At 35.7% G+C, this 22,635-nt stretch carries 27 protein-coding genes; 24 read left to right on the top strand and 3 right to left on the bottom strand.

The window, feature by feature from the left end; genetic code table 11:
- Positions 1–514: 514 nt before the first annotated feature.
- The 21 genes from CHX27_RS11925 to CHX27_RS11825 all read left to right on the top strand — a co-directional run bounded on the left by CHX27_RS11925 (position 515) and on the right by CHX27_RS11825 (position 19,596).
- Positions 515–2,599: a type I restriction-modification system subunit M gene (locus CHX27_RS11925; RefSeq protein ID WP_094487002.1), complete on the top strand. Its 2,085-nt coding sequence runs from the start codon at positions 515–517 to the stop codon at positions 2,597–2,599.
- Positions 2,600–2,603: 4 nt separating this feature from the next.
- Positions 2,604–3,479 (top strand): RhuM family protein, encoded by an 876-nt coding sequence (gene rhuM / locus CHX27_RS11920; protein ID WP_094487001.1) that lies wholly within the window; start codon positions 2,604–2,606, stop codon positions 3,477–3,479.
- Positions 3,476–3,793, top strand: a complete 318-nt coding sequence (locus CHX27_RS11915) for a hypothetical protein (protein ID WP_094487000.1) — start codon at positions 3,476–3,478, stop codon at positions 3,791–3,793. The genes rhuM and CHX27_RS11915 overlap by 4 nt, the downstream gene beginning before the upstream one ends.
- A gap of 91 nt (positions 3,794–3,884) precedes the next feature.
- Positions 3,885–5,027, top strand: coding sequence for a restriction endonuclease subunit S (locus CHX27_RS11910; protein WP_094486999.1), 1,143 nt, complete (start codon positions 3,885–3,887; stop codon positions 5,025–5,027).
- Between the two features lie 65 nt (positions 5,028–5,092).
- Positions 5,093–5,524, top strand: coding sequence for a hypothetical protein (locus CHX27_RS11905; protein WP_094486998.1), 432 nt, complete (start codon positions 5,093–5,095; stop codon positions 5,522–5,524).
- Positions 5,524–8,886, top strand: coding sequence for a type I restriction endonuclease subunit R (locus CHX27_RS11900; protein WP_094486997.1), 3,363 nt, complete (start codon positions 5,524–5,526; stop codon positions 8,884–8,886). The genes CHX27_RS11905 and CHX27_RS11900 overlap by 1 nt, the downstream gene beginning before the upstream one ends.
- 362 nt (positions 8,887–9,248) lie before the next feature.
- Complete coding sequence (locus CHX27_RS11895; protein ID WP_094486996.1) at positions 9,249–9,764, top strand: hypothetical protein; 516 nt, start codon at positions 9,249–9,251, stop codon at positions 9,762–9,764.
- Positions 9,765–10,105: 341 nt separating this feature from the next.
- Positions 10,106–10,708, top strand: a complete 603-nt coding sequence (locus CHX27_RS11890; protein WP_094486995.1) for a DJ-1/PfpI family protein — start codon at positions 10,106–10,108, stop codon at positions 10,706–10,708.
- On the top strand, positions 10,701–11,189 hold the full coding sequence (locus CHX27_RS11885; protein WP_094486994.1) for an FABP family protein: 489 nt from the start codon (positions 10,701–10,703) through the stop codon (positions 11,187–11,189). The genes CHX27_RS11890 and CHX27_RS11885 overlap by 8 nt, the downstream gene beginning before the upstream one ends.
- 199 nt (positions 11,190–11,388) lie before the next feature.
- Complete coding sequence (locus tag CHX27_RS15965; protein ID WP_394335701.1) at positions 11,389–11,640, top strand: DUF6713 family protein; 252 nt, start codon at positions 11,389–11,391, stop codon at positions 11,638–11,640.
- Positions 11,641–11,971: 331 nt separating this feature from the next.
- Positions 11,972–13,063, top strand: coding sequence for a hypothetical protein (locus CHX27_RS11880; protein WP_094486993.1), 1,092 nt, complete (start codon positions 11,972–11,974; stop codon positions 13,061–13,063).
- Between the two features lie 232 nt (positions 13,064–13,295).
- Positions 13,296–13,736 (top strand): DoxX family protein, encoded by a 441-nt coding sequence (locus CHX27_RS11875; RefSeq protein ID WP_094486992.1) that lies wholly within the window; start codon positions 13,296–13,298, stop codon positions 13,734–13,736.
- A 49-nt stretch (positions 13,737–13,785) separates the two neighbouring features.
- On the top strand, positions 13,786–14,649 hold the full coding sequence (locus tag CHX27_RS11870; RefSeq protein WP_094486991.1) for a hypothetical protein: 864 nt from the start codon (positions 13,786–13,788) through the stop codon (positions 14,647–14,649).
- A 96-nt stretch (positions 14,650–14,745) separates the two neighbouring features.
- Positions 14,746–15,087 (top strand): cupin domain-containing protein, encoded by a 342-nt coding sequence (locus CHX27_RS11865; protein WP_094486990.1) that lies wholly within the window; start codon positions 14,746–14,748, stop codon positions 15,085–15,087.
- A gap of 35 nt (positions 15,088–15,122) precedes the next feature.
- Entirely contained in the window at positions 15,123–15,476 is a 354-nt protein-coding gene (locus CHX27_RS11860) for a DUF6713 family protein (protein WP_133063468.1), read from the top strand.
- 307 nt (positions 15,477–15,783) lie between these two features.
- Positions 15,784–16,047 (top strand): YgaP family membrane protein, encoded by a 264-nt coding sequence (locus CHX27_RS11850; protein ID WP_094486987.1) that lies wholly within the window; start codon positions 15,784–15,786, stop codon positions 16,045–16,047.
- Positions 16,048–16,057: 10 nt separating this feature from the next.
- Entirely contained in the window at positions 16,058–16,396 is a 339-nt protein-coding gene (locus CHX27_RS11845) for a DoxX family protein (RefSeq protein WP_165764510.1), read from the top strand.
- Positions 16,397–16,442: 46 nt separating this feature from the next.
- Complete coding sequence (locus CHX27_RS11840; RefSeq protein WP_094486985.1) at positions 16,443–17,345, top strand: RNA polymerase sigma factor; 903 nt, start codon at positions 16,443–16,445, stop codon at positions 17,343–17,345.
- Positions 17,346–17,699: 354 nt separating this feature from the next.
- Positions 17,700–18,296, top strand: a complete 597-nt coding sequence (locus CHX27_RS11835; RefSeq protein WP_094486984.1) for a Crp/Fnr family transcriptional regulator — start codon at positions 17,700–17,702, stop codon at positions 18,294–18,296.
- Positions 18,297–18,374: 78 nt separating this feature from the next.
- Positions 18,375–18,815 (top strand): DUF2141 domain-containing protein, encoded by a 441-nt coding sequence (locus CHX27_RS11830; protein WP_094486983.1) that lies wholly within the window; start codon positions 18,375–18,377, stop codon positions 18,813–18,815.
- 1 nt (position 18,816) lies between these two features.
- The gene (locus tag CHX27_RS11825; protein ID WP_094486982.1) at positions 18,817–19,596 is read left to right on the top strand and encodes an SDR family NAD(P)-dependent oxidoreductase; all 780 of its coding nucleotides are present in this window, start codon (positions 18,817–18,819) and stop codon (positions 19,594–19,596) included.
- 101 nt (positions 19,597–19,697) lie between these two features.
- On the opposite strand, the gene CHX27_RS15585 is transcribed toward CHX27_RS11825, so the two are convergent.
- From CHX27_RS15585 to CHX27_RS11815, 3 genes are all read right to left on the bottom strand, one after another.
- Positions 19,698–19,838 (bottom strand): hypothetical protein, encoded by a 141-nt coding sequence (locus CHX27_RS15585; RefSeq protein ID WP_165764509.1) that lies wholly within the window; start codon positions 19,836–19,838, stop codon positions 19,698–19,700.
- Between the two features lie 133 nt (positions 19,839–19,971).
- A complete protein-coding gene (locus CHX27_RS11820; RefSeq protein ID WP_094411944.1) occupies positions 19,972–20,325 on the bottom strand; it encodes a hypothetical protein in 354 nt (117 codons plus the stop codon).
- Between the two features lie 59 nt (positions 20,326–20,384).
- On the bottom strand, positions 20,385–20,987 hold the full coding sequence (locus CHX27_RS11815) for a Crp/Fnr family transcriptional regulator (protein WP_094411946.1): 603 nt from the start codon (positions 20,985–20,987) through the stop codon (positions 20,385–20,387).
- Between the two features lie 171 nt (positions 20,988–21,158).
- On the opposite strand from CHX27_RS11815, the gene CHX27_RS11810 reads away from it, so the two are divergent.
- The 3 genes from CHX27_RS11810 to CHX27_RS15960 all read left to right on the top strand — a co-directional run bounded on the left by CHX27_RS11810 (position 21,159) and on the right by CHX27_RS15960 (position 22,309).
- The gene (locus CHX27_RS11810; protein WP_094486981.1) at positions 21,159–21,425 is read left to right on the top strand and encodes a transposase; all 267 of its coding nucleotides are present in this window, start codon (positions 21,159–21,161) and stop codon (positions 21,423–21,425) included.
- Positions 21,426–21,578: 153 nt separating this feature from the next.
- Entirely contained in the window at positions 21,579–22,136 is a 558-nt protein-coding gene (locus CHX27_RS11805; protein WP_165764508.1) for a DDE-type integrase/transposase/recombinase, read from the top strand.
- Complete coding sequence (locus CHX27_RS15960) at positions 22,064–22,309, top strand: integrase core domain-containing protein (RefSeq protein ID WP_165764507.1); 246 nt, start codon at positions 22,064–22,066, stop codon at positions 22,307–22,309. The genes CHX27_RS11805 and CHX27_RS15960 overlap by 73 nt, the downstream gene beginning before the upstream one ends.
- Positions 22,310–22,635: the final 326 nt, after the last annotated feature.

Genomic DNA, 22,635 nt, shown 5'->3' with positions numbered 1-22,635 from the left:
ATAAGTAGGTAGTTTTGGGAAGAGAAAAACACCTTAATTAGCAACGTGACTAAAGGCGTAACAACTGTCCGATTTAATAGATGAAAAATGCGCATAACTTTATCGCAGTATTGTACTGTGATTAAATGATTTAAGCTTGTTTTTTTTTAAAATTGAGAAAAAGGTGGGAATTCGGTAATTGTTGAGTTGGCAGCAAGCGTATAACGACATGAAAAAGCAGACATTGACACGAAAAGGAGTAACAAATTTTGACAGGTGACCAAAGACATAGAAACGATATTACGAACGGACAGCGAGTAAGCCGACACTCATTGCCGACCCTATGTTTTTTTTCCACCCGCATTTTTTAAAAACAATTTTATAGCCAGCCCGCAAGTGGCACATTTGGCTTTGCCCCAACCGCACAAACCAACCCTTCGCAAAGCCAAAAGAGCCACTTCTTTGCTCCCGATAGCTATCGGGACACCGATAAGAATGATAAATTTGACATATTAAAAAGACAATAAAAGAATTCATGCAAGGAAAACAACTTAGAAAATTAGAAGCCGAACTGTGGAGAGCCGCAGACCAACTTAGAGCAAACAGTAAATTGACTGCTTCGGAATACTCAATGCCTGTTTTGGGACTGATATTTTTACGACACGCCTACAACCGTTTTCAGAAAGTGAAAGTGGAAATAGAAAAAGATTTACCTGTGCATCCGCAGCGAGGCAGACGCCCCGTAACCAAAAAAGACTTTGAAGAACGAAATGCAATGTATTTACCAGAGCAATCTCAATTTGATTATTTGGTTTCATTGCCCGAAAGTGCCGACATAGGCGAAGCCATTGACAACGCTATGAAGCTGATTGAGGATGAATACGACAACCTCAAAGGGGTTTTGCCCAAGAACTTTTCCATTTTCAGTAAAGACTTATTGCGGGAACTGCTCCGCATTTTCAATAAAGAAGTTTTGCAAAAAGCCGAAGGCGATTTGTTCGGGAAAATTTACGAATACTTCCTTGGTAAGTTTGCAATGACAGGTGCACAAGAGGGTGGTGAGTTTTTTACACCAATGAGTTTGGTGCAAACCATTGTAAATGTTATAGAACCAGACCACGGCATTGTGTTTGACCCTGCCTGCGGTAGTGCAGGTATGTTTGTACAAACAGGCTATTTCATTGAAAGCGAAGGACTGAAACCTGCCGAGAAAGTTACTTTTTACGGACAGGAAAAAGCCGACCTTAATACCAAACTTGCCAAAATGAACTTGGCAGTGCACGGGCTGGAAGGCAACATACAGGAAGGCAATACTTTTTACGAAGACAAACACGACCTTGTGGGCGGTGCTGATTTTGTAATGGCAAACCCACCGTTTAATGTGGATGGTGTGGACAAAGCCAAAGATATCGTTAAACGTGACCTACGACTGATTTTGGATGGCAAAGTAAACCTGCCTAAAAATGACAACGCCAATTATCTCTGGATTCAGTATTTCTACAACTACCTGAAACCAACAGGCAGAGCAGGTTTTGTAATGGCTTCTTCTGCCAGTGATGCAGGCCACAGCGAAAAAGACATTCGGGAGAAGTTGGTAAAAACAGGTTCGGTAGATGTGATGATGGCAATTGGCAATAACTTTTTCTATACCCGTTCGTTGCCTTGCACCCTGTGGTTTTTTGACCGTGCTAAAGAAAACGATAAAAAGAAAAGCGACAAAGTGCTGATGCTCGATGCCCGAAAAATTTACCGCAAGGTAACAAGCAAGGTAAACGACTTTAGCCCTGAGCAATTGCAAAATCTTATTTGCATTGTAAATCTTTATAGAGGTAACACCCAAAAGTTTGAAAGCACGGTAAAAAGCTATTTGCAAACGTCTGCCGACTTAGCCAAAGAAACAGCCGATGCAACAACCGAACTGCAAAAGCAATTGCAGAAAGTGTTTAAGACCGTAAGCGACTTTGCCACCAAATACGCCAAAGAAAATAAAGAAGCAATCCCGATAGCTATCGGGATTGTAGATGCATTTAAGTTTGAAGAAACCGCAAGCATTTATGAGCAACAAAACAAACTGATTGCAGAAGCAAAGAATGCCAAAGCAGATATTGATAGTTTAGAAAGCATTGCCCACTTGTGCAAAGCACTCCGCAAACCACAAGACAAACTCATCAAGCAATTGCTGGATGCCCTAAGCACAGCAGCCAAAGAATACCAACTGAGCAAAAACAAAGATTGGAAAGAGCTGAACCTGAAAGAACAACTCGACCAACTGAAAGCCCTGCAACAACAACTCAGCGGCAACCCCGATGAAGAAGAACCCGGCTTGCTCCACGAAACCGAATATTACTACAAGCAAGCCCATTGGCTCACAAGTCGTTTCCCAAAAGGCATTTATACGGATGTGGAAGGGCTATGTAAAGTAGTAACTCAAAAAGAAATTGAAGCCAAAGACTGGAGCCTAAGCCCGGGCAGGTATGTAGGTGTGGACACTACTACTGATGATGACTTTGACTACGAAGAACGCCTGAACGAAATACATATTGAGTTGGAGGGCTTGAACGAAGAGGCAGAAAGTTTAGCAAAATTGATTAGTGAGAATTACAAAGGATTGAACATTTAATGGTATGAAAAACGAAATTGTTCTTTACCAGTCGGGTGAATTAGCTGAGTATATCGAGGTAAGACTTGATGAAGATACAGTTTGGTTGAATAGAAATCAAATTGCAACATTGTTTGGTAGAGATATAAAAACTATAGGAAAACACATCAATAATGTTTTTTCTGAAGGAGAACTTGATAAAACTATGGTTGTCGCAAAATTTGCGACAACCACTAAGCATGGAGCAATTGATGGAAAAACACAGACAACTTTAACAGAACATTACAACCTCGATGTAATTATCTCAGTAGGCTATCGCGTAAAATCCAAACAAGGTACGCAATTTCGTATTTGGGCTACTAATGTGCTGAGGGACTATTTGTTAAAAGGATATGCACTTAACCAGCGGATGGATCGAATAGAAAACAACTACGAAAAGCTGAATAAAGAAGTAAAGCAAATCTCCCTGCAACTCAAAACCCCAGAACTGCCCAATCAAGGCATTTTTTTTGATGGACAAATCTTTGACGCTTATACTTTTACCTCTGCTTTAATTAAGAAAGCTAAAACTGAAATTATCCTGATAGACAACTATATAGATGAAAGCACCCTTACGCATTTATCAAAAAAAGCGGAAAATATAAAAGCACTGTTACTTACCAAATCAATTACCAAACAACTCCAATTGGATGTAAGAAAAGCAAATGAGCAGTTTGCCCATTTTGAAGTTAAAGAATTAAAAACCAGCCACGACCGGTTTCTGATTATCGACCAAAAAGAGCTTTATCATTTGGGGGCATCTCTAAAAGATTTAGGGAAAAAATGGTTTGCATTTTCAAAATTGGATGGTACTATTTTGGGGATGATGTTAGAACAAATTAAAAAAGAGGTAGCGATATGAATGAACTCATTGAAAAAATAAAAGCCCTAGCAGAAAGCCAAGAACAACTGGCACAACTAGCTGTGCTGCAATACCAACCCATTGTAGCGAATTATATAGCCGAGCATTGCACCGATAGCAACAAAATAGCCTACACACTAGATTTTATGCTCGATTTTTGTTTTGATGAGCAAATGCTCACACTCTATAGAAAACTTTGCCGCCATTTATACAGTTTTGACCCCAATGCTGCCGTTGACTATATAGCGGCTTACCGTGAAAGATGGGATGAAGAAGGGAAACAATTTGGGAACAATAAAAAGGAAGAGATATGAAAAATAAAATACATAAAGAGTTCTACAGATTGAACGAAGAAGCCATTACCTTGGCAAAAACTATTTCTGAAAACTATAAAGAGTTGTCGCTATGAAGTGGGATAAAGTTGAATTTAATGATGTCTTAGAAAAAATTGTTGGAGGAGGGACACCTTCGAAAACTGTTTCAGATTATTGGAATGGAGATATCCCTTGGTGTTCTGTTAAAGATATGGTTGGCGATAAATACCAACTTTATTCAACTGAAGATACAATTACCCATTCTGGATTGGAAAATAGTTCTTCTAATCTAATACCAGCAGGAACTGTAATTACTTCCACAAGAATGGGGCTTGGTAGGGCATTTATTAATAAGGTTGATATGGCTATCAATCAAGATTTAAAAGCCTTAATTCCAAATGAAAGAATTGATAATAAATTTATGCTTTGGGCTATTGTAAATAAGAAAGTAGAAATTGAGAGTTTGGGAATTGGCTCAACGGTGAAAGGTATTAGACTGGAAGTTTTAAGAGGGTTAAAAATCAATCTCCCCCCACTCTCCACCCAACGCCACATCGCATCCATTTTATCGGCTTATGATGATTTGATAGAGAATAATTTGAAGCGGATCAAGTTGTTGGAGGAGAAGGCGTTTGTTAGTTATAAGTTATTAGTGAAAAGTGAAAAGTTCAAACTTGAAGAATTTTATAATACAAGTTCTGGCGGAACACCATCAAGAACAAATGCCGAGTATTTCACAGGCGAAATAAATTGGTTCAAATCAAAAGAGTTGGCGGATAGTATATTGCTTGAAAGTGAAGAGAAAATCACTGAACAGGCAGTTGATAAGTCATCCGCTAAATTGTTTCCTGCTGGTTCTGTAATTATGGCTATGTATGGAGCAACTATAGGGAAACTAGGACTACTTTCTCAACCTTCATCTACAAATCAGGCTTGTTGTGCAATCATTGAAAAAGATGAAATTAAAAGCAATTATTACATTTTAAATTGGCTAATTGAGAATAGAGAATACATCCTTAGTTTTAGAATGGGTGCAGCACAGGAAAACATCAGTCAGCAAATAATAAGAAATTTATTGGTTTCTATTCCGAAAGACAAAGATTTAATATTCTTCAATCAAGAAATGAAACCGATTTATCATCTAATCAAAAACATTCATCATCAAAACACCCTCCTCCGAGAGGCACGTGATATTTTATTACCTAAATTGATGAATGGACAAATAAAAGTGTAAGAAATAATTTTTCTGAAAAACTGTCTTTTTCATTTTTTCAGACTATTTATTAGGAAAGACAGAAAATGAAAAAAGAAGAAAAACAAAATGAGATTAAAATGGCAGAACCAATAGCCATTTCAAACACACCTGCTGAAATAGATTTCAGTAACATTGAAATAAAACAAGGAGACTGCTTTATTAATTCTTACAGAGTAGCGAAGAAATATCCGCAAGTTGAAATTGTTGAAGGATTGATAATAGCAATTGACATTGAAAACGGTGCTAAACCAATGCCACACGTTTGGAATAAATTAGGTGATATTCATTTTGATGTAACCAAAGAAAAGGTTTGGACTGGAAGAGAAGAATTAAATGAAACAAAAGACATAAAATATTTCAGTGTGAAATTTCATTCACACACTGACTTTAAAAATGGCGATATATTCGAATTTTGTTTTGATACGAATGAAAATGTTGAGGCCATTAAAGAAGTAATAAATAAGAAACAGAAGTAATGACTTGGGAATACTCAGAAGATAATTTAATAGAACAAACAGCGATTGATTTATTTTTCAATCAGTTGGGTTGGGATACGCTATTGGCTTACAACAAAGAGGGCTTTGGCGAAGGCAGTACTTTGGGTAGACTGAACAAAAAAGAAGTAGTTCTCAAAAAGATATTTTTTGAAAAGCTGAAACAGTTCAATCCCAACTTACCCGAACAAGCCTACAACCAAGCCTACGAAAAACTGATTGAAGAAAGCATTACCAGGTCATTAGCCGAAATCAATTACGAAAAACACCAATTATTAAGAAACGGTATTCCTGTTGATTTTATCAACGAAAAGGGCGAACAGGTAAAAAACAAAACGCTAAAGGTTTTTGATTTTGACAATGCAGAGAATAACAACTTTTTGGCTGTTCGCCAATTATGGATTCAGGGTAAAAGCAACCGTGAACGCAGACCTGACATTATAGGTTTTGTGAATGGTATTCCGCTTTTGTTCATAGAACTGAAAGCGGCTCATCGAAAATTAGAAAATGCCTACAACGATAATTTCACAGATTATAAAGACGTAATTCCAAAACTCTTCTATTACAATGCTTTTGTACTATTGAGCAACGGAATAGAAAGCCGTATTGGTAGCGTTACAGGCAAGTATCAGCACTTTCACGAATGGAAACGCATTACAGAGGAAGACGAAGGCATTGTTGCCTTGGATAGAATCATCGTGGGTGTTTGCGAGAAAAAACGCTTTTTAGATTTGTTCGAGAATTTCATTCTGTTTGATAATTCGTTGGGTAAGGTGGTAAAACTTATTGCCCGAAACCATCAGTTTATAGGAGTAAACAAAGCCATAGAAAATATCAAGCAAAAAGAAGAACTCTATAAACAAGGCAAAATTAGCCTAGAAGAAAAACAAAAACTCGGAGTATTTTGGCATACACAAGGAAGCGGAAAATCCTACTCAATGGTTTTCTTCTGCCAAAAAATTCACCACAAATTTACCGGAAGTTATACTTTTTTAATCGTAACCGACCGCAACGAATTAGATACACAGATTTACGGAACATTCAGCGGAGTGGGTGCAGTGCCACAAGTAAAAGCAGGTGCAAAAGATTCATTGAAAGCCAACAGCGGAAAGCATTTGAGAGAATTATTGAGTTCTGAACACCGCTATTTGTTTACACTGATTCACAAATTCAATTTTGATGAAGAAATAACCAAAAGGGATAATATAATCGTCATTTCAGATGAAGCCCACCGAACACAAGGCGGAAATTTAGCAATGAACTTGCGTAACGCCTTGCCAAACGCTTCATTTATCGGTTTTACAGGAACACCACTTTTCAAAGATGATGAAATAACCAAGCGGATTTTTGGTGATTATGTTTCCCGATACGACTTTAAACGAAGTGTGGACGATGGTGCAACCGTTCCACTTTACTACGAAAACAGGGGCGAATATTTAGGCTTGAAAAATCCTGTAATCAATGAGCAAATAAGAGCCGTAATAGATGCCGAAAGCGAAGATTTAGACAGCGACCAACGCAGCAGAGTTGAACAACTTTTTGCACGAGAATATCCGATACTTACAGCTAAAAAACGATTAGATGCCATTGCCAAAGATGCCGTTTGGCATTTCTGCAATCGTGGTTACAAAGGCAAAGGAATGTTTGTCGCATTGGATAAACTCACTGCCGTAAGAATGTATGATTTAATTACACACCATTGGAAACTCACAGTTGAACAACTGGAAAAAGAAATTGCCAAAGGAAAATATGGCGACCAGGAATTATTAGAAAAGAGCCGTGAACTGCAATGGATAAAAGGAACGGAAATTTGTGTGGTAGTCAGTGCAGAGCAAAACGAAATTCAAAAATTTCAAAAATGGGATTTAGATATTGAACCTCACAGGGAGAAAATGAACACCCAAGACCTTGAAACAAGGTTTAAGGATGAAGATGACCCTTTCCGTTTGGTGATAGTTTGTGCAATGTGGATTACAGGTTTTGATGTTCCAACACTTTCGACTTTGTATTTAGACAAACCACTAAAATCACACACATTAATGCAAGCCATTGCTAGGGCTAACCGAACCAGCGAAGGTAAAAACAACGGATTGATTGTAGACTATATTGAAACATACACGGCTTTACTCGATGCTTTGGCAATTTATGGTTCAGGCGGAGATGAAGGCGGTGGTGGTGGTGGTGAAAAACCCGAACCACCTGTAAAACCAAAGGAAGAACTCATCAAGCAACTGGAAGAAGCTTTAGAAGCGACTGAAACCTTTTTGCAAGACGAAGTGAATTTCGATATACAAGAGCTTATCAACGCTGACGGTTTGCACAAATTGGCTTCGATGGAAAAAGGTGTGAATGCAGTTTACACCAATGACGAAACCAAACGTAAATTTCAGGTTTTTGCAAGAGAGGTTTTTAAGAAATATAAAGCCCTGCAACCCGACAAAGTATTGAATCAATACGCAGCGAGAAAGAATGCTATTGATGTAATCTACACCGCTATTGAAGACAATATCGAAAGTGCAGATGTTGCCGACATTATGCGAAAAATTCAAAATGTGGTGGATGAATCCATAGAAAATATGGTTGCCGAACCCGGACACAATGAAGAAAAAATCATTGACCTAAGCGGATTGGATTTTGACTTATTGGAGCAATACTTCCTAAAGACTAAAAATAAAAATGCTGCCGTTCAGTCACTCAAAGACAAAGTTGAAAAACAACTGAAACGAATGGTAGAACGCAATCCGTTGACCGTTGACTATTACAAACGTTATCAAGAAATCATTGAAGAATATAACCGAGGCAAAGACGAAGTAGTCATCAAAGAAACATTCAGAAAACTGATTGAACTTGTAAACTCGTATTCCGAAGAAGAAGCCGACACCAAACGAGAAGGACTGACAGACGAGCAAAAAGCAATTTTCGACATCCTCAGACACGGTAAAAAGTTGGAAGAAAAAGAGAAAAACGAAATCAAGAAAATATCAATTGAACTACTAGACGAGCTTAAAAAGGAAAAATTGAAAGTTGAGCAGTGGTCTGACAAATCAGTAACAGCAGCAGCCGTTTTCAATACGGTAAGTAAGACCTTATTTGAAACATTGCCCTACCCGACTTATCAGACAGACGACATTGACTTAAAAACGAATTTAGTATATGAACATTTAAAACATCAATATTTTGGAGGAGGAATGAGTATTTATGGACAATATTTGCCCACGCTATTTGCAAGCACATTGCCAAAGCCACACAAGCCAACCCGCAGACCAAAGCTTTGTCAAAGAGCTTGCAAAGCCAACGCAAGAAAAATTGTTTTTAAAAAATTTCCCGACCCTTCAAAAAAATAAAAAACGCGACGCACAGCCGACAGACAATGACTCGGAAACTCAACACTGAAAATGGTTTACAAAGACGAGCGGACAGAACATCGAACCAATAACAGCCTTACCCGTTACCCAACATCCTTTAAAAACTAAAAAAACATAAATCTGAACAGAAAAAGACCTCTTTAGAAGCGATTTAAGAGCGGCTTATTTTTTAGTTCAAGTTGTAATTAGCAGATTTTAGAGGGGTTGGAAAAGCTCTTTGTAAGCGATAAAAAGTGGTTTTTAGATTTGTTTGTAAATTCTCCGAAATCCTGCATAAAAACCATGCGTAAGAACTTTATACTCTCATTTTCCTTAACACAACCGCATTTAAAATCCAACTTATGAGTAAAATACTGTCAATATTTATTGTATCTGTAATTGTAATTTCTTGCGTCGAAAAATCAGAGAGCAACAGCTTAGCGAAATTTGACAAAAATGGAAAGCGAATTGTTTACAGCGAAGAAGTTTATTCAAAAATGTGGATAGAAAATAAAGATCTTGATGTTACCGTTATTGATACATTTTGTATAAACCAAAAGTCAAGAGCATTAAGAGACACCAAAAATGGGAAATTGGTGTACTTCGGCTTTCATCCAAGGGAGTTTCCAAAGATGACAGAAATATTAAGTCAATTTGGCATTGAAACAAAGGAGCATCTAAGACGATGTATTAGAATAGGCGGATTTGAGCCTTATTGCTATCAGGATGAAATGGATAGAGAAATTAGAAGAAAATATGGAGAGAATTTTATTGATTCAATCTTTAAGGTCGCTCAGAAAGAGTTCATATTAGAAAATCCCAATGTTGAGTATATAGAAGATGGAATCGATTTAAGGAAAAGAATACTTGAAGAATAAAAACGCCAGTAACAGCCGTAACCGTTGCACAACTCCCCTTCTGTTCAAAAACGTTGATTTGCGCAGCTAAAACTATAGGCTTCCCCTAATTCGAACCGTTTATAAATCAAATTTATGTTTTCCGTTTTAAAATGAATTGGCTTTCTCTACGGTTTTTTCGTTAAAAGCCAATTTATTTTAAAATGAGCCCAGCGGCAGCGACACGTTGTCTTTCGGCATANTGGTTGTTTTGCGACTTCAAGATACTGATTTTCAGTATCTTGACCAACATTTGTTCAATTTATTTTACTTCAAATAATTTCACCCAACGGGTTAGAAATTAAAAAAATTAAAATCAAATTATGAAGAAAGCAGTGATCATTACATTTGATCAATTTACCGATATAGATGTCTTTTTGCCTTGGGACTTACTTAATCGCGTTAAATTAATAGATAAGGAATTTCAAGTGAAACTACTAGGTACCACTTATTCACATGTATCCGTTAGCGGAATCGATTTAAAAACACATGGCTTTATAGAAGAAGCCAATGAAGCGGATTTTGTATTTTTTGCGAGTGGACCAGGAACAAGAGATGTTATTAAAGATAAGACGTATCTTGGGCGTTTTCAATTGAATCCTGAAAAACAAATTATTGCTTCTATGTGTTCTGGGGCTCTGATTATAGCAGCACTTGGTCACTTAAAAGGACTCTCTGCAACAACTTATCCAACAGCATTTGAAGCATTAAGAAATTACGAAGTTGAGGTTATTGAAGATACTCATTTAGTAACTCATGAATCTATTGGAACAGCAGCCGGTTGTTTGGCCGCAGTTGATTTAATCGCATGGGCTATTACAAAAATGTATGATAAAAAAATCAGTGATGCGGTAACTGCTTCAGTACTGCCCATAGGACAAGGACAAGCTTGTATGTACCCACAAAACAACCTGGCTAATGGATAATTTAAAAACTACTAAACTTCACTTTCTTTTGGGTGAATGGCATGGAAATGGAAAAGGTCAGTTTCCTACCATCAGTTCGTTTGAATACACCGAAATCTTAACGTTTAAAATGGATGGCGCCAATGATCTCATTTATTACGAACAACGTACTTGGTTAAAGCCGAATCACACACCGTCCCATTGGGAAAGTGGTTTTATAAAACCTGTTGAAGGAAAAGAAAATGTTTTTGAAATTTCAAACGCACAAGATAGTGGTCGTGTAGAGGTTTTGATAGGTGAACTAGTAACTGAACATGGAAAGCATATTTTGCATTTTAAAATGAAGCTTTTACAAAACGATCCTCGAGTAATCAGTAGCGAACGAATTTTTACCATCTCCAATCAAAATTTATCTTATATCAAAAAAATGGCAACACAAAACACACCCGACCATCAGCAACATTTAGAGGCAGAACTCATTAAAGTATTAAAACAGCAATAAGGAGTATTTGTTTTGGAATAGATAGCACTTACTCTCTGATAATTAGCTGCAACCCAAACAGGCATGAAAAAACATAAAATCAATTAAACAAAATGTTATGACAGGGCATATTTTCTTTTATTTAGGACTTTCACTTTTGACAATGCACGAAATGGACGCCATACGTTGCCGAGAGTAGCGAATATTCCCAGGACTTTCATTGCTCAGTGATAAGTTAAGTCACATAGTATTCTTATTTGCACACATCCCTTTATTCTTCTTTATATTTTGGAAGTTGACACACAGCCAAGACTTAGAAGCGTTTATAAAAGGATTCAACATTTTTATGATTGTGCATTTAGGACTTCATATTTTGTTTCTTAAACACAAAAACAATGAATTTAAAGACTGGATGTCTTGGACAATTATAATTGGTGCGGGCTTATGTGGGCTGCTTGACTTAATAGTTTAGGATGACAATTTAAAATCCATATGCCACAGCCATAGCAGCTTAATAATTAGACAATAATAATGAAAGGACATAACTCAAAGAATCAATGGATAGAATGGGCAGCAGCTAACACGGGTTTGGCAAAAGTGGCGGTTCAGTACTCCGCAGACACATTTGTGGTTAATCAAAGTTTGGTTCTCCGCATCAACATTTATGGTGAAAATCGCCACCTTCGCCAAGCCCGAAACCGTTATGGGCAACCTAATTGAAAAACCGATTATCTTTAACTTATTACTTTAAACCAATAAAATACGTTAGAAAATTGAATGCACATCTAAATAAAAACATTTATATGGATAGAAAGGAATTTATGAAAGCAATGACAGCATTAGGTATTATTTCTGTATTGCCAAAGGATATTCTAAAAGCACAAACCCTAAATAAGAAACCGATGCAAAAAATAGATTCAACTATTCAGCAAATTCTTGCCTATGGCATACATGCTCCAAGTAGTCATAATACTCAACCGTGGAAGGTTAAAATTGAGGAAAATAAAATAAAGGCTTTCGGTGATTTTCAACGAAGATTACCATTTGTTGATCCAAATAACAGAGAGTTTTTACTTTCAATATCTGCCTTTATTGAAACAATTGATAATGCGGCCATGGCCATAGGTAATCGATTGCAAATTGAACCATTTCTAGGCTTGATTTCAGCAGACAAAGAATTGTTCAGTATTGAAATGAAAGGCAATAAGCAAAGTTCTAGCATTGCAAAATTATCTCTGATTGAAAATCGTTTTACTGATAGAAAAAACTATAATATTGGAGAAATGAGTAAGCAGGACATTACCAATCTTCAAGACTTGGACAGGGAAAATATACATTTCTTCTCCTCGAACTCCCCAAAAGGCAAAATAATATCAGACTTGCAAATTCAAGCGTTCACAAAACAAAGCAATGATAAAAGCAAACAATGGGAACTGAGCGATTGGTTGAGGTTTGACAAAGATCAAAAGGAAAAATCAGGTGATGGTCTTTTTCCTGAAATGCTGGGATTAAATGGCTTGCCCAAATTTGTCTGGTATAGTTTCTTTAACAAAAAATCAGCTAATGGCAACTCATTCATTAAACAGGGAATAAAAAGTGCGATAGAACAAGTTAAGCACACGAGCGGCTTTTTAGTGATAACTTCAAATAGTAGTGAAAATATTTCTATTTACGAATCTGGAAGACTTTATCAAAAGGCCCTGTTAAAGTGTACTGAATTAAGTATTAGGAATCACACCATTTCTCAAATCTTGGAAGAAGAACCAATGAAAAATGATATTTCTGATAATCTAGGAATCAAAAAGCCTATACAATTTATAATTCGACTTGGGTACAGCAATCAAGATGGTTATGGCAAGCATATAAGACGTTCAATTAACTCAATAATTATATAAAGCGTTAAATTTAGACCAAAAGCAGCCCATAACAGCACCTACAAGAAATTGGCGATTCAGTGGTTAAATGAAGCTTTGTGCTGGCAGACAGTTTAGCGCTTCGAAATCCGCCACTGCGCCAAGCGCCAAACCGTTAGTAGCAATATAGAAAGACTTGTAATTGAAAATATGAACGAATTTGGGACATGCCGAAACCCCATTCACTAAGTAGGCAAAATTTAATACTTTCACTATGAAATTGACAAAATTATTTTACGGAACAGAACCAATTACTCAAAACTACATCTTAGTGCTGAGAGTAATAATGGGAATTTTATTTATCAATCATGGGAACGGCTTTTTTGATACAAAAGCCATGGTTGGTTTTGCTGACTATCTTGAAAAAGATTTACATTTTCCGCTACCCTTATTCATGGCTTACTTGCGAACAGGAGCTGAGTTATTTGGAGGTATTATGTTGGTGTTTGGACTATTCACTAGATTTGGAGCCTTCTTAATTTTTGTAACGATGTTGGTAGCTGGATTCATTGCTGATAAGGGAGATTTTTTTGGAGATGGCGAAATGCCGTTTGCCTATGCCGCTGTGATGTTAACGATCTTTTTGGCAGGCCCCGGTAAGGTATCATTAGATAATTACTTCTTGACGAAATTTAATGCAGCAAAGAAAAGCTAATTAAGGAGAGGCTTATAAAAAGTAGGCTTTCAATATAATAATAATGATTATGAGAAAAGTAAGTTTAGTATTGATCTTCCTGTTTTTTAGTGTAGCTGTTAAGGTGAAAGCCCAGTCGAATAATCAAAATACTTGGACATACACATATTTAAAAGCTGCTAATGGTCAAAAAGAGAATCTCAAAATATTTTTAAAGAAAAATTGGTTTGCAATGGATAGTATTGCGGTAAGGCAAGGACTATTCAATGACTACGAGTTAATTGAAAACATCAGTAAAGATGACTCTTTAACTTGGGATTTTATTGTAGCTGTTGAATATTTCACCACTGGAACTTATACTGATATTGCTGAAAAATGGCAAGCTATAAGTAAAGCCCATCAAACAATAAACATAAACGGATTAAGCTTTAAAGACTTAGGGAAAATCGTTAAATCGGAGACTGTTCAAAACAAATCGGATATAAAATACTCCGCTCCGTGTATTGGAGAACAATTTGAAATTTTAAGACCTTTCCTAGGAGATTGGGAAGAATATATTGTTGAAGATGGAAAAGAACAATTATTTGGAAGACTAATTATTTCATTAAGTACCGAGGGGTGTAGTCTCAACAAGAAATTTCTGTTATATAATAGGAGTGGTTCTTACTTAACAAGTGGGTACTATGACCCTGCAGAAAAAGCTTGGATCGAAACATTTATGTTTAGAAATGGAAATTACACCAAGTACAAGTGGGTAGTTGAAGGGAAAGACGTGGTGATGGTGAGAATTGCTAGTTCTTCAAAATCAGATTATCTGAATAGAAATCGCTGGACAAATATTACTCCTGATTCATTCGACATTTTAGAAGAACGTTCATACGATTTGGGAAAAACATGGAAGGTTTTTAGTACGACCAAACTTAAAAGGAAGTAGTAAAAAGCACAATGTACATGAACTGGATTTATTTGATTTTGGTAGGCATTTTTGAAATTGGCTGGCCGTTAACTGCAACCTTAAGAAAGATACCATATGACAGATAAGATTAATCTAGTTGACCTTGAAAAAAATATTCTTGAGCATCATTACAATGACAAGGTTGTTTCAGTAAATGACCATTGTTTAAGAATAGCAATTAACAAAAACAATATATTTCCTTGGCATAAACACAATAGGACAGATGAGCTATTCATAGTTCTTGAAGGAAATCTGAGAATTGAATTTGAAAACGGAGAATTTGTAGACCTTTTTCCAAACGATACATATTGCATAAAATCGGGCATAATTCATCGTACAATTGCTATTGGTCGAACAGTAAATTTATGTTTTGAAAGTGACGAAGAAGACACAGAATATATAGATTTTAATGAATAAACTAACACCGAAAAACATTTTATAGACAAGATAATATGACAGAACATATTTTCTTTTATTTAGGACTTTCACTTTTGACAATACACGAAATGGACGCCATACGTTGCCGAGAGTGGCGAATATTCCCAGGACTTTCATTGCTTAGTGACAAATTAGGACACATAATATTTGTTTTTGCTCATATTCCTTTATTCTTCTTTGTAATTTGGCAACTGAAACACAGCAAAGACATAGAAGCGTTTATGAAAGGGTTTAATATTTTTATGATTGTGCATCTAGGACTTCATATTATGTTTCTTAAACATAAAAACAATAAGTTCAAAGACTGGATTTCCTGGACCATAATAATTGGTGCAGGCTTATGTGGGCTGCTCGACTTAATAGCTTAGAATGGTAATTGAAAAATCAATATGCCATAGCAACTTAATAATTAGACAACAATATTGAAAGAACATAACTCAAAGAATTATTGGATAGAATTGGCAGCAACTAACAGGCCTTTGGGTTAATGACTGGTGAAGTGGTTTATTGAACATTCTTCCTCGCATCAACTTTTGTGATTTATTGACAATTTGAGCTCTGAAATCACCCACTGCGGCAAGCGGCAAAACGTTATATTCAACCTTAAACTGACTTGTCACACTTTTCAAGATATGCAATCTAATAAGCATTACAAACCTTTAAAAAGTAAAAATTATGAGTAAAAAGTTGTTTCAAAGAAATCTTGGTCGGACTGACAGGATTATTCGTCTGATTATTGGTGTCCTTGCTCTTGGAGCGTGGTACTTTGGTGCCGTTGCAGGGACAATTGCCATAGTAATTGGAGTAGCGGCTATTATGTTAATTGGCACTTCCGCTGCTGCAAGTTGCCCACTAAATTCTGTGGCCAACATCAACACGATGAGCCAGAAAGAAAGAGAAGAAAACGATGCTAAAGGAATTTCATACCAAAAAAAGTAATAGTAAAGCTATGGGACAAGAAAAGAAAATTATTCTAGGAAAAATTCTTGGGGTATTGTTTATTTTATCAGCCATACCCAAAGCCATTGGTTTACAAATGGCGGTAGATAATTTCAATAAGTGGCTCTTGGGTGACGAGTGGCGATATTTAGTCGCTCTCGCAGAAATAGTCGCAGGTTTACTTATGTTTAGCAAATGGGAAAGATATGGCACTATAATCTTGCTTGGAATTATGCCTGCCGCAACATTAGTACATATTCAATTCCAAGAATGGGTCATGCTACCAATGCCGATTATTTTTGGGCTTCTACTTCTTTATTACGATAAAAAAGCGTCCGTGACAAATTAATAAACAGTGCCATCCAAGAATAGGAAAGCACTTAATAAATCATGAAATGCAGAATCCGTTTTCGTCAAATTATCGAGATAAATCAGATGACGAGCTTATTGATAGTGCAGTAAATGGCTCTGTGGCTGCCTTAGAAGCTTTAATCTACAGGCACCAACATTTTATCTATAACATAGCCTTAAAAATGATGGGTAATGTTCAGGATGCTCAAGATATTACGCAAGAAGTTCTAATCAAAATAATTACCAAACTATCACAGTTCAAAAAGGAGGGTAACTTCAGAACTTGGTTATATCGGATTACTTTTAACCACTTTTTGCAAATGAAAAAGTCAATGTCAGAATTGGCAACTGAATCATTTGAAGTGGTTGAAAAGCAACTTGATTCGATTCCAAGTCAAGCCTTATCCTTATTGGAAGAATCCGAGATGAGAGATGAAATTGAAGAAACAAAACTAGCCTGTATGAATGGGATGTTGTTGTGTCTTGAACGTGACCAAAGATTGGTATTCATACTTGGCGAATTATTCAATGTTAATCATGATTTAGGAGCAAATCTGTTGAATATTTCAAAAGATAATTTTAGGCAGAAGTTATCAAGGGCTCGAAAAGACCTTTATAACTTTATGAATAATAAATGTGGGCTAATCAGAAAGGAAAACCCTTGCCGATGCGCAGGTAAGACAAAGGGATTTATTCGAGCAGGAAAAGTTAATCCTGACAATTTACAATTTAACAAAGACTATCTTAAAACCATACAGGAAGTAATCGGACAAAAAAAGGATGAATATGATGATTTTGTGACTGATAATTATGCTGAAATTTACGGAAAACATCCATTTCAGGAAAAAGAACACGCACAACAAATTTTTGATAGGTTAATCAATAATAAATCACTAAATAATCTTTTTGGACTGAAAAAAATTGACGACTTATCTAATAAAAATTGAATCAACTTTGAGACAAACTTAATAATCAAAGGCTGGCTATAATAGCTAGAGTTTCGTTGCTTGCGAAGCAAGAACTATGAAACATCTATTGAACCCGCCTTCGGCAATACTCTAACCCTTATGAGGCAGACAGAATTCAATGAACCAATGGTCAGAATAGGCAATAGCTAAAAATACATACCGCAAAGCTGAGTTTGTTGTGATTCAGAGATTGTTTGGCGGTTACTAAAACATTAGTTTTTCATCTCGAAATTCATCGTGACTAATAATATAGTAAAAGTTTCGCACTACGAGAAGCTTTTGATCTTTTGCCGACATTAAAAAGGCGAAACAAGTTCAAAAAAAATATAATAAATGAACCAGTTTGTAAAATTCATATCCCAGTTTATTTCGCTATCCAATGAGGACACTATTGCTTTAGAAAATGTACTATCTAATAAGAGCTATAAGGCGGGTGATAAAATAGTGCAACAAGGTAATATTTGCAATTCTATACTGTTTACGGTTTCTGGTAAAGCAAGGTCCTATTTTGTTAATCACGAGGGGCAGGAGTTTACCTGGAATTTTCATTTTAACGATGCTGATTCAAAATTTGAAAACTATTTCCTGGTAGATTATCATAGCTTTTTGAGACAAACCCCCTCCCATCTTACTATTGAAGCTCTTGAAGATATTGAAGCAATAACTTTGAGTTACACTAACATTCAAAAGATAGTTTCAAAATCAATCAATCTTGAAAAAGTGGCAAGTATTATGTCGGCAACAGCTTATCAAAATGTTCATAAACGTGCATTTACACTACTTACTTCAAATGCTAAAGAAAGGTATCTACAACTTTTAAAAGACGAGCCCTATTTGCTCAACAAGTTTCAACACTACTTGATAGCCTCTTACCTGGGGGTGGCTCCACAAAGCCTCAGCAGATTGAGAAAAGAGATAAGTAAGCCCTAAATTCATTTCTTCACAAATGTGAATGAAAGTGTTGTAGAAGGATTTCAACTTTGGATCTTAATTTAAAGCTAAATTGATATGCAAAATTTCAAATTTTTATTCCTGCTACTGGTTTTTTTTGTCACGGTTGGGGCTAAAGGACAAGCAGTTGTAGCTACAAAAAAGCTTACCATTAAAATTACCAACATTAAAGAAAACAATAAAATACTTTATGTAGGTATATACAGAGTTGGTGATGATTTTCCCGCTTTTGACAAATATTGGAAAAACATTAAAGTTCCCACATCAGGTTCTTCAGAAATAGTTGAATTTGAAGTGCCTGTTGGAGAGTATGCAGTAGCCATTTCTCATGACTTAAATGGTAATGGAAAACTGGATAAAAATCTTTTTGGCTACCCTAAAGAACCATTTGGCTTTTCCAATAATTTTAAGCCAAAGCTTTCGAGTCCGAGTTTCTCCGATTGCAAATTTACATTTAACCATGCGAATAGTACAATTTCCATAAAATTGATTGACTAATATGAAAGAGGTAGCAATAATTACGGGTGCTTCAGGGGGCATAGGTTTTGAATTAGCCCTGTTATTTGCCAAGAAGGATATTGATATTTTGTTGGCTGGAAGAAATAAACATAAACTTGAAATTGTCAAAAATACCATTTTGGATAAGTGTAACATCAATGTGTTTTGTGTCGCTACAGACTTATCCCTAAGCGATGGGCGTGAAGCTATTTACAACTGTGTGACAAACAATCATCTCACTGTAACCTACCTCGTTAATAATGCAGGTTTTGGTGATTACGGCTTGTTTATAGAACGAAGTATGGAAAAGTATACTGAAATGTTGAATTTAAACATCATCGCTTTGACGGAGCTAACTTATTATTACGCTAAAGAAATGAAAAAAAATGGAAAGGGCAGAATTTTAAATGTTGCTTCAACAGCAGGCATTCAGCCTGATCCTTATTTTGCCGTTTATGGAGCCTCTAAAGCATACGTGATAAGTTTTACCGAAGCCCTTCATAAAGAATTTGAAAACACAGGTGTAACCGCTACCGTTTTATCACCAGGAGCTACCAGAACTGATTTTATAGAAAGGGCAGATATGAAACATGCTAAACTATACGATAGCGGTGTAATGAGTGCCATTGATGTTGCTGCTGTTGGCTTTAATGGAATGATGAAAGGCAAACTACATGTAGTTCCGGGTTTTAAAAACAAAATTTTGGCTTTTTTTTCGAGCATTACGCCTTCCAGTAAATTTCGATTGAATATAGCAGCTAGGGTTATGAAAGCGAACTGAGTATTTGTCGTCCTATAATTTTGAAAGAAGAATCGTCAGAAATGAGATTTAAAAGTGTTAACATTCATATACCAATTTAGATGTTTTTTTGTTTTATTAGCTTATTCATTGGAAACTATTTTTGCCATTTTAGGAAATGCAATCTGTCGTAGAACGGTTTTGGCCATGGGTGCTAAAATATACGTTTCTTCCTTTTTCTTATCGGGGTTCCACAACCGAACCTCCATACCTTCTTGCTTCATTTTAGGTGTATATCCATGGCTTCATAGATAGTTTTTTCTTCAAGATGCTTTTTTTTTTAGCGTCTTGAGTGACACTTATTAAAATTATTTTACTTCAAATAGTTTCACCTTAGGGTTATGTTAAATGATTTATTTAATCTAGGGTGTTTTTCTTGTATTCAGTTAAAAACCATAGACCAGCTAAAACGACTGCGAAAATCAGATAGAAATTTCGAGCAATAGTACCCTCAATACTTCCTAAGAACAATGCCGTTACACCTAATAAAACGGCTACAACAGCTTCAATAATGCCGTGTATTTTAAGTGGAATCACTTTAATTAACCCTAAATCGAAATCGGTTAAAATAGTAAGGGTCAAATGTATAAAGCCTAAAACATAGGTGAAGTAAGATGTGTTTTCAGGCAATCCAAAAAGAGTTGGTGATGCCCAAAGAAATAAAACAGATGCGTAGTCTAATGTACCGTGAATTTTTGAATTGATTTTCATAATAGTAAGTTTTGAATTTTACACAAAACTACATTTAGTCTAAAGCAAGTCGTATTAACTTAAGGTAAGTTCGGCGGTTTTGTAAAAATTCTTTTTCTAATTCTGCTCAAGGATTGTTCTGTAATACCTATAAATGTTGCTATTTTTCTTTGTGACACTCGCTGCATTATTTGCGGATGAACGTCTAAAAGTTTTAAATAGCGTTCTTCTGGTGTTAAAGTGAGTAATACTTCATTTCTTTTATATAATCTGATGATTTCTTTTTCTGCTACATTTTTTAAGAATAAATCCCATAATACATCTCTACTTTTTAACGCATTAAGGTCTTTCTTTTTTATTTCTAAGATGGTAGAATCTTCAATGGCTATAATATTGTATTTTGAAAAACTATTCGTTAAAAAACTTAAATAATCTAAAACGAAATCGGTTTCAAAATAAAAAAGAAAATTTACTTCATTGCCCTGTAATTCAGAATACTGTCTAAAACATCCTTTGATAATGTAGGTAATTGTATCAGATGAATTGCCTTCTTTTAAAATATGCTCATCTTTTTTGATTTGTCTTATTTTAATAGAATAGTTTACCTCATCCAATATGTGTTTTTCTTCTAATGGTTTAAAGTGATTAAGTAAAATTTTATTCTGTTCAATATATTCTTTCATAGTTTTTCATTTAGTCGGTTTCAAGTTTATATTACAAATCACTCCCGTCCTAAATAAATTTCAGGTTCAATAAAAATAGCTGTTTTATTGATATAAATTGTATTTGTAGGCTTCCCCTAATTCGAACCGTTTATAAATCAAATTTATTAATTTTAAATTTCAACTGTCACAATGAAGAAAAACAATTTTACAGAAAGCCAAATTTTAAAGGCTTTAAAGGAAAATCAGCAAGGAATGTCTGTTAGTGCTATTTCCAGAGATCTGGGTATTGATAAGAGTACTTTCTATTATTGGAAGAAGAAGCACTCAGGGATGGAACAGCATCAACTCAGCTGTCTTAAAGAGCTCGAAGAAGAAAATCGCAAACTAAATCAGATGTATGCAGATGTCAGCCTTGATGTTACAATGTTAAAAGATATTCTTTCAAAAAAGTTTTAAAGCCTTCCGACAAGCAACACCGTGCCGAGTATCTGATTAAGATTTATCTGATTAGTATAGCGCGAGCCTGCAATGTTGTTGGTCTTGCCCGTTCGATGTGGTACTATCAAACCAAAAAAAAATGATCTTGAGGTAATTGATAAACTAAGTGAATTGGCAGAGAATTACCCGACACGGGGATTTGATGAGTATTACAATAAGATTCGTCGTGAAGGCTTACAATGGAATAGAAAACGAGTGCTGCGTGTTTACCGCAACATGAAGCTAAAATTGCGGCGCAAGCATAAAAAACGCATCATCACAAGGGTTAAAACGCCGCTTGAAACTCCCCAAATGTTGAATGAATGCTGGAGTATGGACTTTATGAGCGATGTACTCACAGATGGAAGGAAAGTACGGGTGTTCAATGTTATAGATGACTGCAACCGTGAAGCACTGGCAATTGATGCAGGATTAAACTATCCGGCAAGACAAGTAGTAGAAACGCTGGAGCAACTTGAACAAGAAGTTGGGTTACCTCAATATATCCGCTGTGATAATGGACCTGAATTCATATCTAAAACGTTCACAAATTGGTGTCAAAGCAAACATATCGAAATAAAATATACACAACCAGGAAAACCAATGCAGACGGTTACGTGGAACGATTCAACAGATTCTATCGCGAAGACATTCTGGATGCATACTATTTTAATGATATCTACCAATTGAGAAAATTAAGTGAACACTGGCGAGAGGATTATAACCTGAACCATCCGCATGACTCATTAGGGAAGAAGACACCTAAAGAATTTAGGCCCAGATTTGATGATGAATTAAAATTAATCATCAAATCTGAGCGATATAACAATTATTTGTCGAATTTAAAACTGTCCTATTTTTAGGGAAGCCTANTGGTTGTTTTGCGACTTCAAGATACTGATTTTCAGTATCTTGACCAACATTTGTTCAATTTATTTTACTTCAAATAATTTCACCCAACGGGTTTAATCATCAAATCTGAGCGATATAACAATTATTTGTCGAATTTAAAACTGTCCTATTTTTAGGGAAGGCTACATAGCATATATTTTAAGAGCTAATTTTAAATTGACCTCATTTTTTAAGCGACTAAAATTTGTCATTTAACTGAGCAATACGCTCAAGATAAGAGGGTTTGGTTGATTTTTCTATAACTTAAGAGTTGTTCTTCAAAACTATGAATGCCTTT

The sequence above is a fragment of the Flavobacterium aurantiibacter genome (assembly GCF_002251775.1).
Classification (GTDB): Bacteria; Bacteroidota; Bacteroidia; order Flavobacteriales; family Flavobacteriaceae; genus Flavobacterium; species Flavobacterium aurantiibacter.
Note: the sequence above shows the minus strand (reverse complement) of the source record. Positions and strands in the feature narration are given on the sequence as shown.

Excerpts from the sequence above, each read along its gene's own strand:
- CHX27_RS11925 (WP_094487002.1), top strand. The coding sequence starts at position 515 with ATGCAAGGAAAACAACTTAGAAAATTAGAAGCCGAACTGTGGAGAGCC.
- rhuM (WP_094487001.1), top strand. The coding sequence starts at position 2,604 with ATGAAAAACGAAATTGTTCTTTACCAGTCGGGTGAATTAGCTGAGTAT.
- CHX27_RS11915 (WP_094487000.1), top strand. The coding sequence starts at position 3,476 with ATGAATGAACTCATTGAAAAAATAAAAGCCCTAGCAGAAAGCCAAGAA.
- CHX27_RS11910 (WP_094486999.1), top strand. The coding sequence starts at position 3,885 with ATGAAGTGGGATAAAGTTGAATTTAATGATGTCTTAGAAAAAATTGTT.
- CHX27_RS11905 (WP_094486998.1), top strand. The coding sequence starts at position 5,093 with ATGAAAAAAGAAGAAAAACAAAATGAGATTAAAATGGCAGAACCAATA.
- CHX27_RS11900 (WP_094486997.1), top strand. The coding sequence starts at position 5,524 with ATGACTTGGGAATACTCAGAAGATAATTTAATAGAACAAACAGCGATT.
- CHX27_RS11895 (WP_094486996.1), top strand. The coding sequence starts at position 9,249 with ATGAGTAAAATACTGTCAATATTTATTGTATCTGTAATTGTAATTTCT.
- CHX27_RS11890 (WP_094486995.1), top strand. The coding sequence starts at position 10,106 with ATGAAGAAAGCAGTGATCATTACATTTGATCAATTTACCGATATAGAT.
- CHX27_RS11885 (WP_094486994.1), top strand. The coding sequence starts at position 10,701 with ATGGATAATTTAAAAACTACTAAACTTCACTTTCTTTTGGGTGAATGG.
- CHX27_RS11880 (WP_094486993.1), top strand. The coding sequence starts at position 11,972 with ATGGATAGAAAGGAATTTATGAAAGCAATGACAGCATTAGGTATTATT.
- CHX27_RS11875 (WP_094486992.1), top strand. The coding sequence starts at position 13,296 with ATGAAATTGACAAAATTATTTTACGGAACAGAACCAATTACTCAAAAC.
- CHX27_RS11870 (WP_094486991.1), top strand. The coding sequence starts at position 13,786 with ATGAGAAAAGTAAGTTTAGTATTGATCTTCCTGTTTTTTAGTGTAGCT.
- CHX27_RS11865 (WP_094486990.1), top strand. The coding sequence starts at position 14,746 with ATGACAGATAAGATTAATCTAGTTGACCTTGAAAAAAATATTCTTGAG.
- CHX27_RS11860 (WP_133063468.1), top strand. The coding sequence starts at position 15,123 with ATGACAGAACATATTTTCTTTTATTTAGGACTTTCACTTTTGACAATA.
- CHX27_RS11850 (WP_094486987.1), top strand. The coding sequence starts at position 15,784 with ATGAGTAAAAAGTTGTTTCAAAGAAATCTTGGTCGGACTGACAGGATT.
- CHX27_RS11845 (WP_165764510.1), top strand. The coding sequence starts at position 16,058 with ATGGGACAAGAAAAGAAAATTATTCTAGGAAAAATTCTTGGGGTATTG.
- CHX27_RS11840 (WP_094486985.1), top strand. The coding sequence starts at position 16,443 with ATGCAGAATCCGTTTTCGTCAAATTATCGAGATAAATCAGATGACGAG.
- CHX27_RS11835 (WP_094486984.1), top strand. The coding sequence starts at position 17,700 with ATGAACCAGTTTGTAAAATTCATATCCCAGTTTATTTCGCTATCCAAT.
- CHX27_RS11830 (WP_094486983.1), top strand. The coding sequence starts at position 18,375 with ATGCAAAATTTCAAATTTTTATTCCTGCTACTGGTTTTTTTTGTCACG.
- CHX27_RS11825 (WP_094486982.1), top strand. The coding sequence starts at position 18,817 with ATGAAAGAGGTAGCAATAATTACGGGTGCTTCAGGGGGCATAGGTTTT.
- CHX27_RS15585 (WP_165764509.1), bottom strand. The coding sequence starts at position 19,838 with ATGAAGCAAGAAGGTATGGAGGTTCGGTTGTGGAACCCCGATAAGAAA.
- CHX27_RS11820 (WP_094411944.1), bottom strand. The coding sequence starts at position 20,325 with ATGAAAATCAATTCAAAAATTCACGGTACATTAGACTACGCATCTGTT.
- CHX27_RS11815 (WP_094411946.1), bottom strand. The coding sequence starts at position 20,987 with ATGAAAGAATATATTGAACAGAATAAAATTTTACTTAATCACTTTAAA.
- CHX27_RS11810 (WP_094486981.1), top strand. The coding sequence starts at position 21,159 with ATGAAGAAAAACAATTTTACAGAAAGCCAAATTTTAAAGGCTTTAAAG.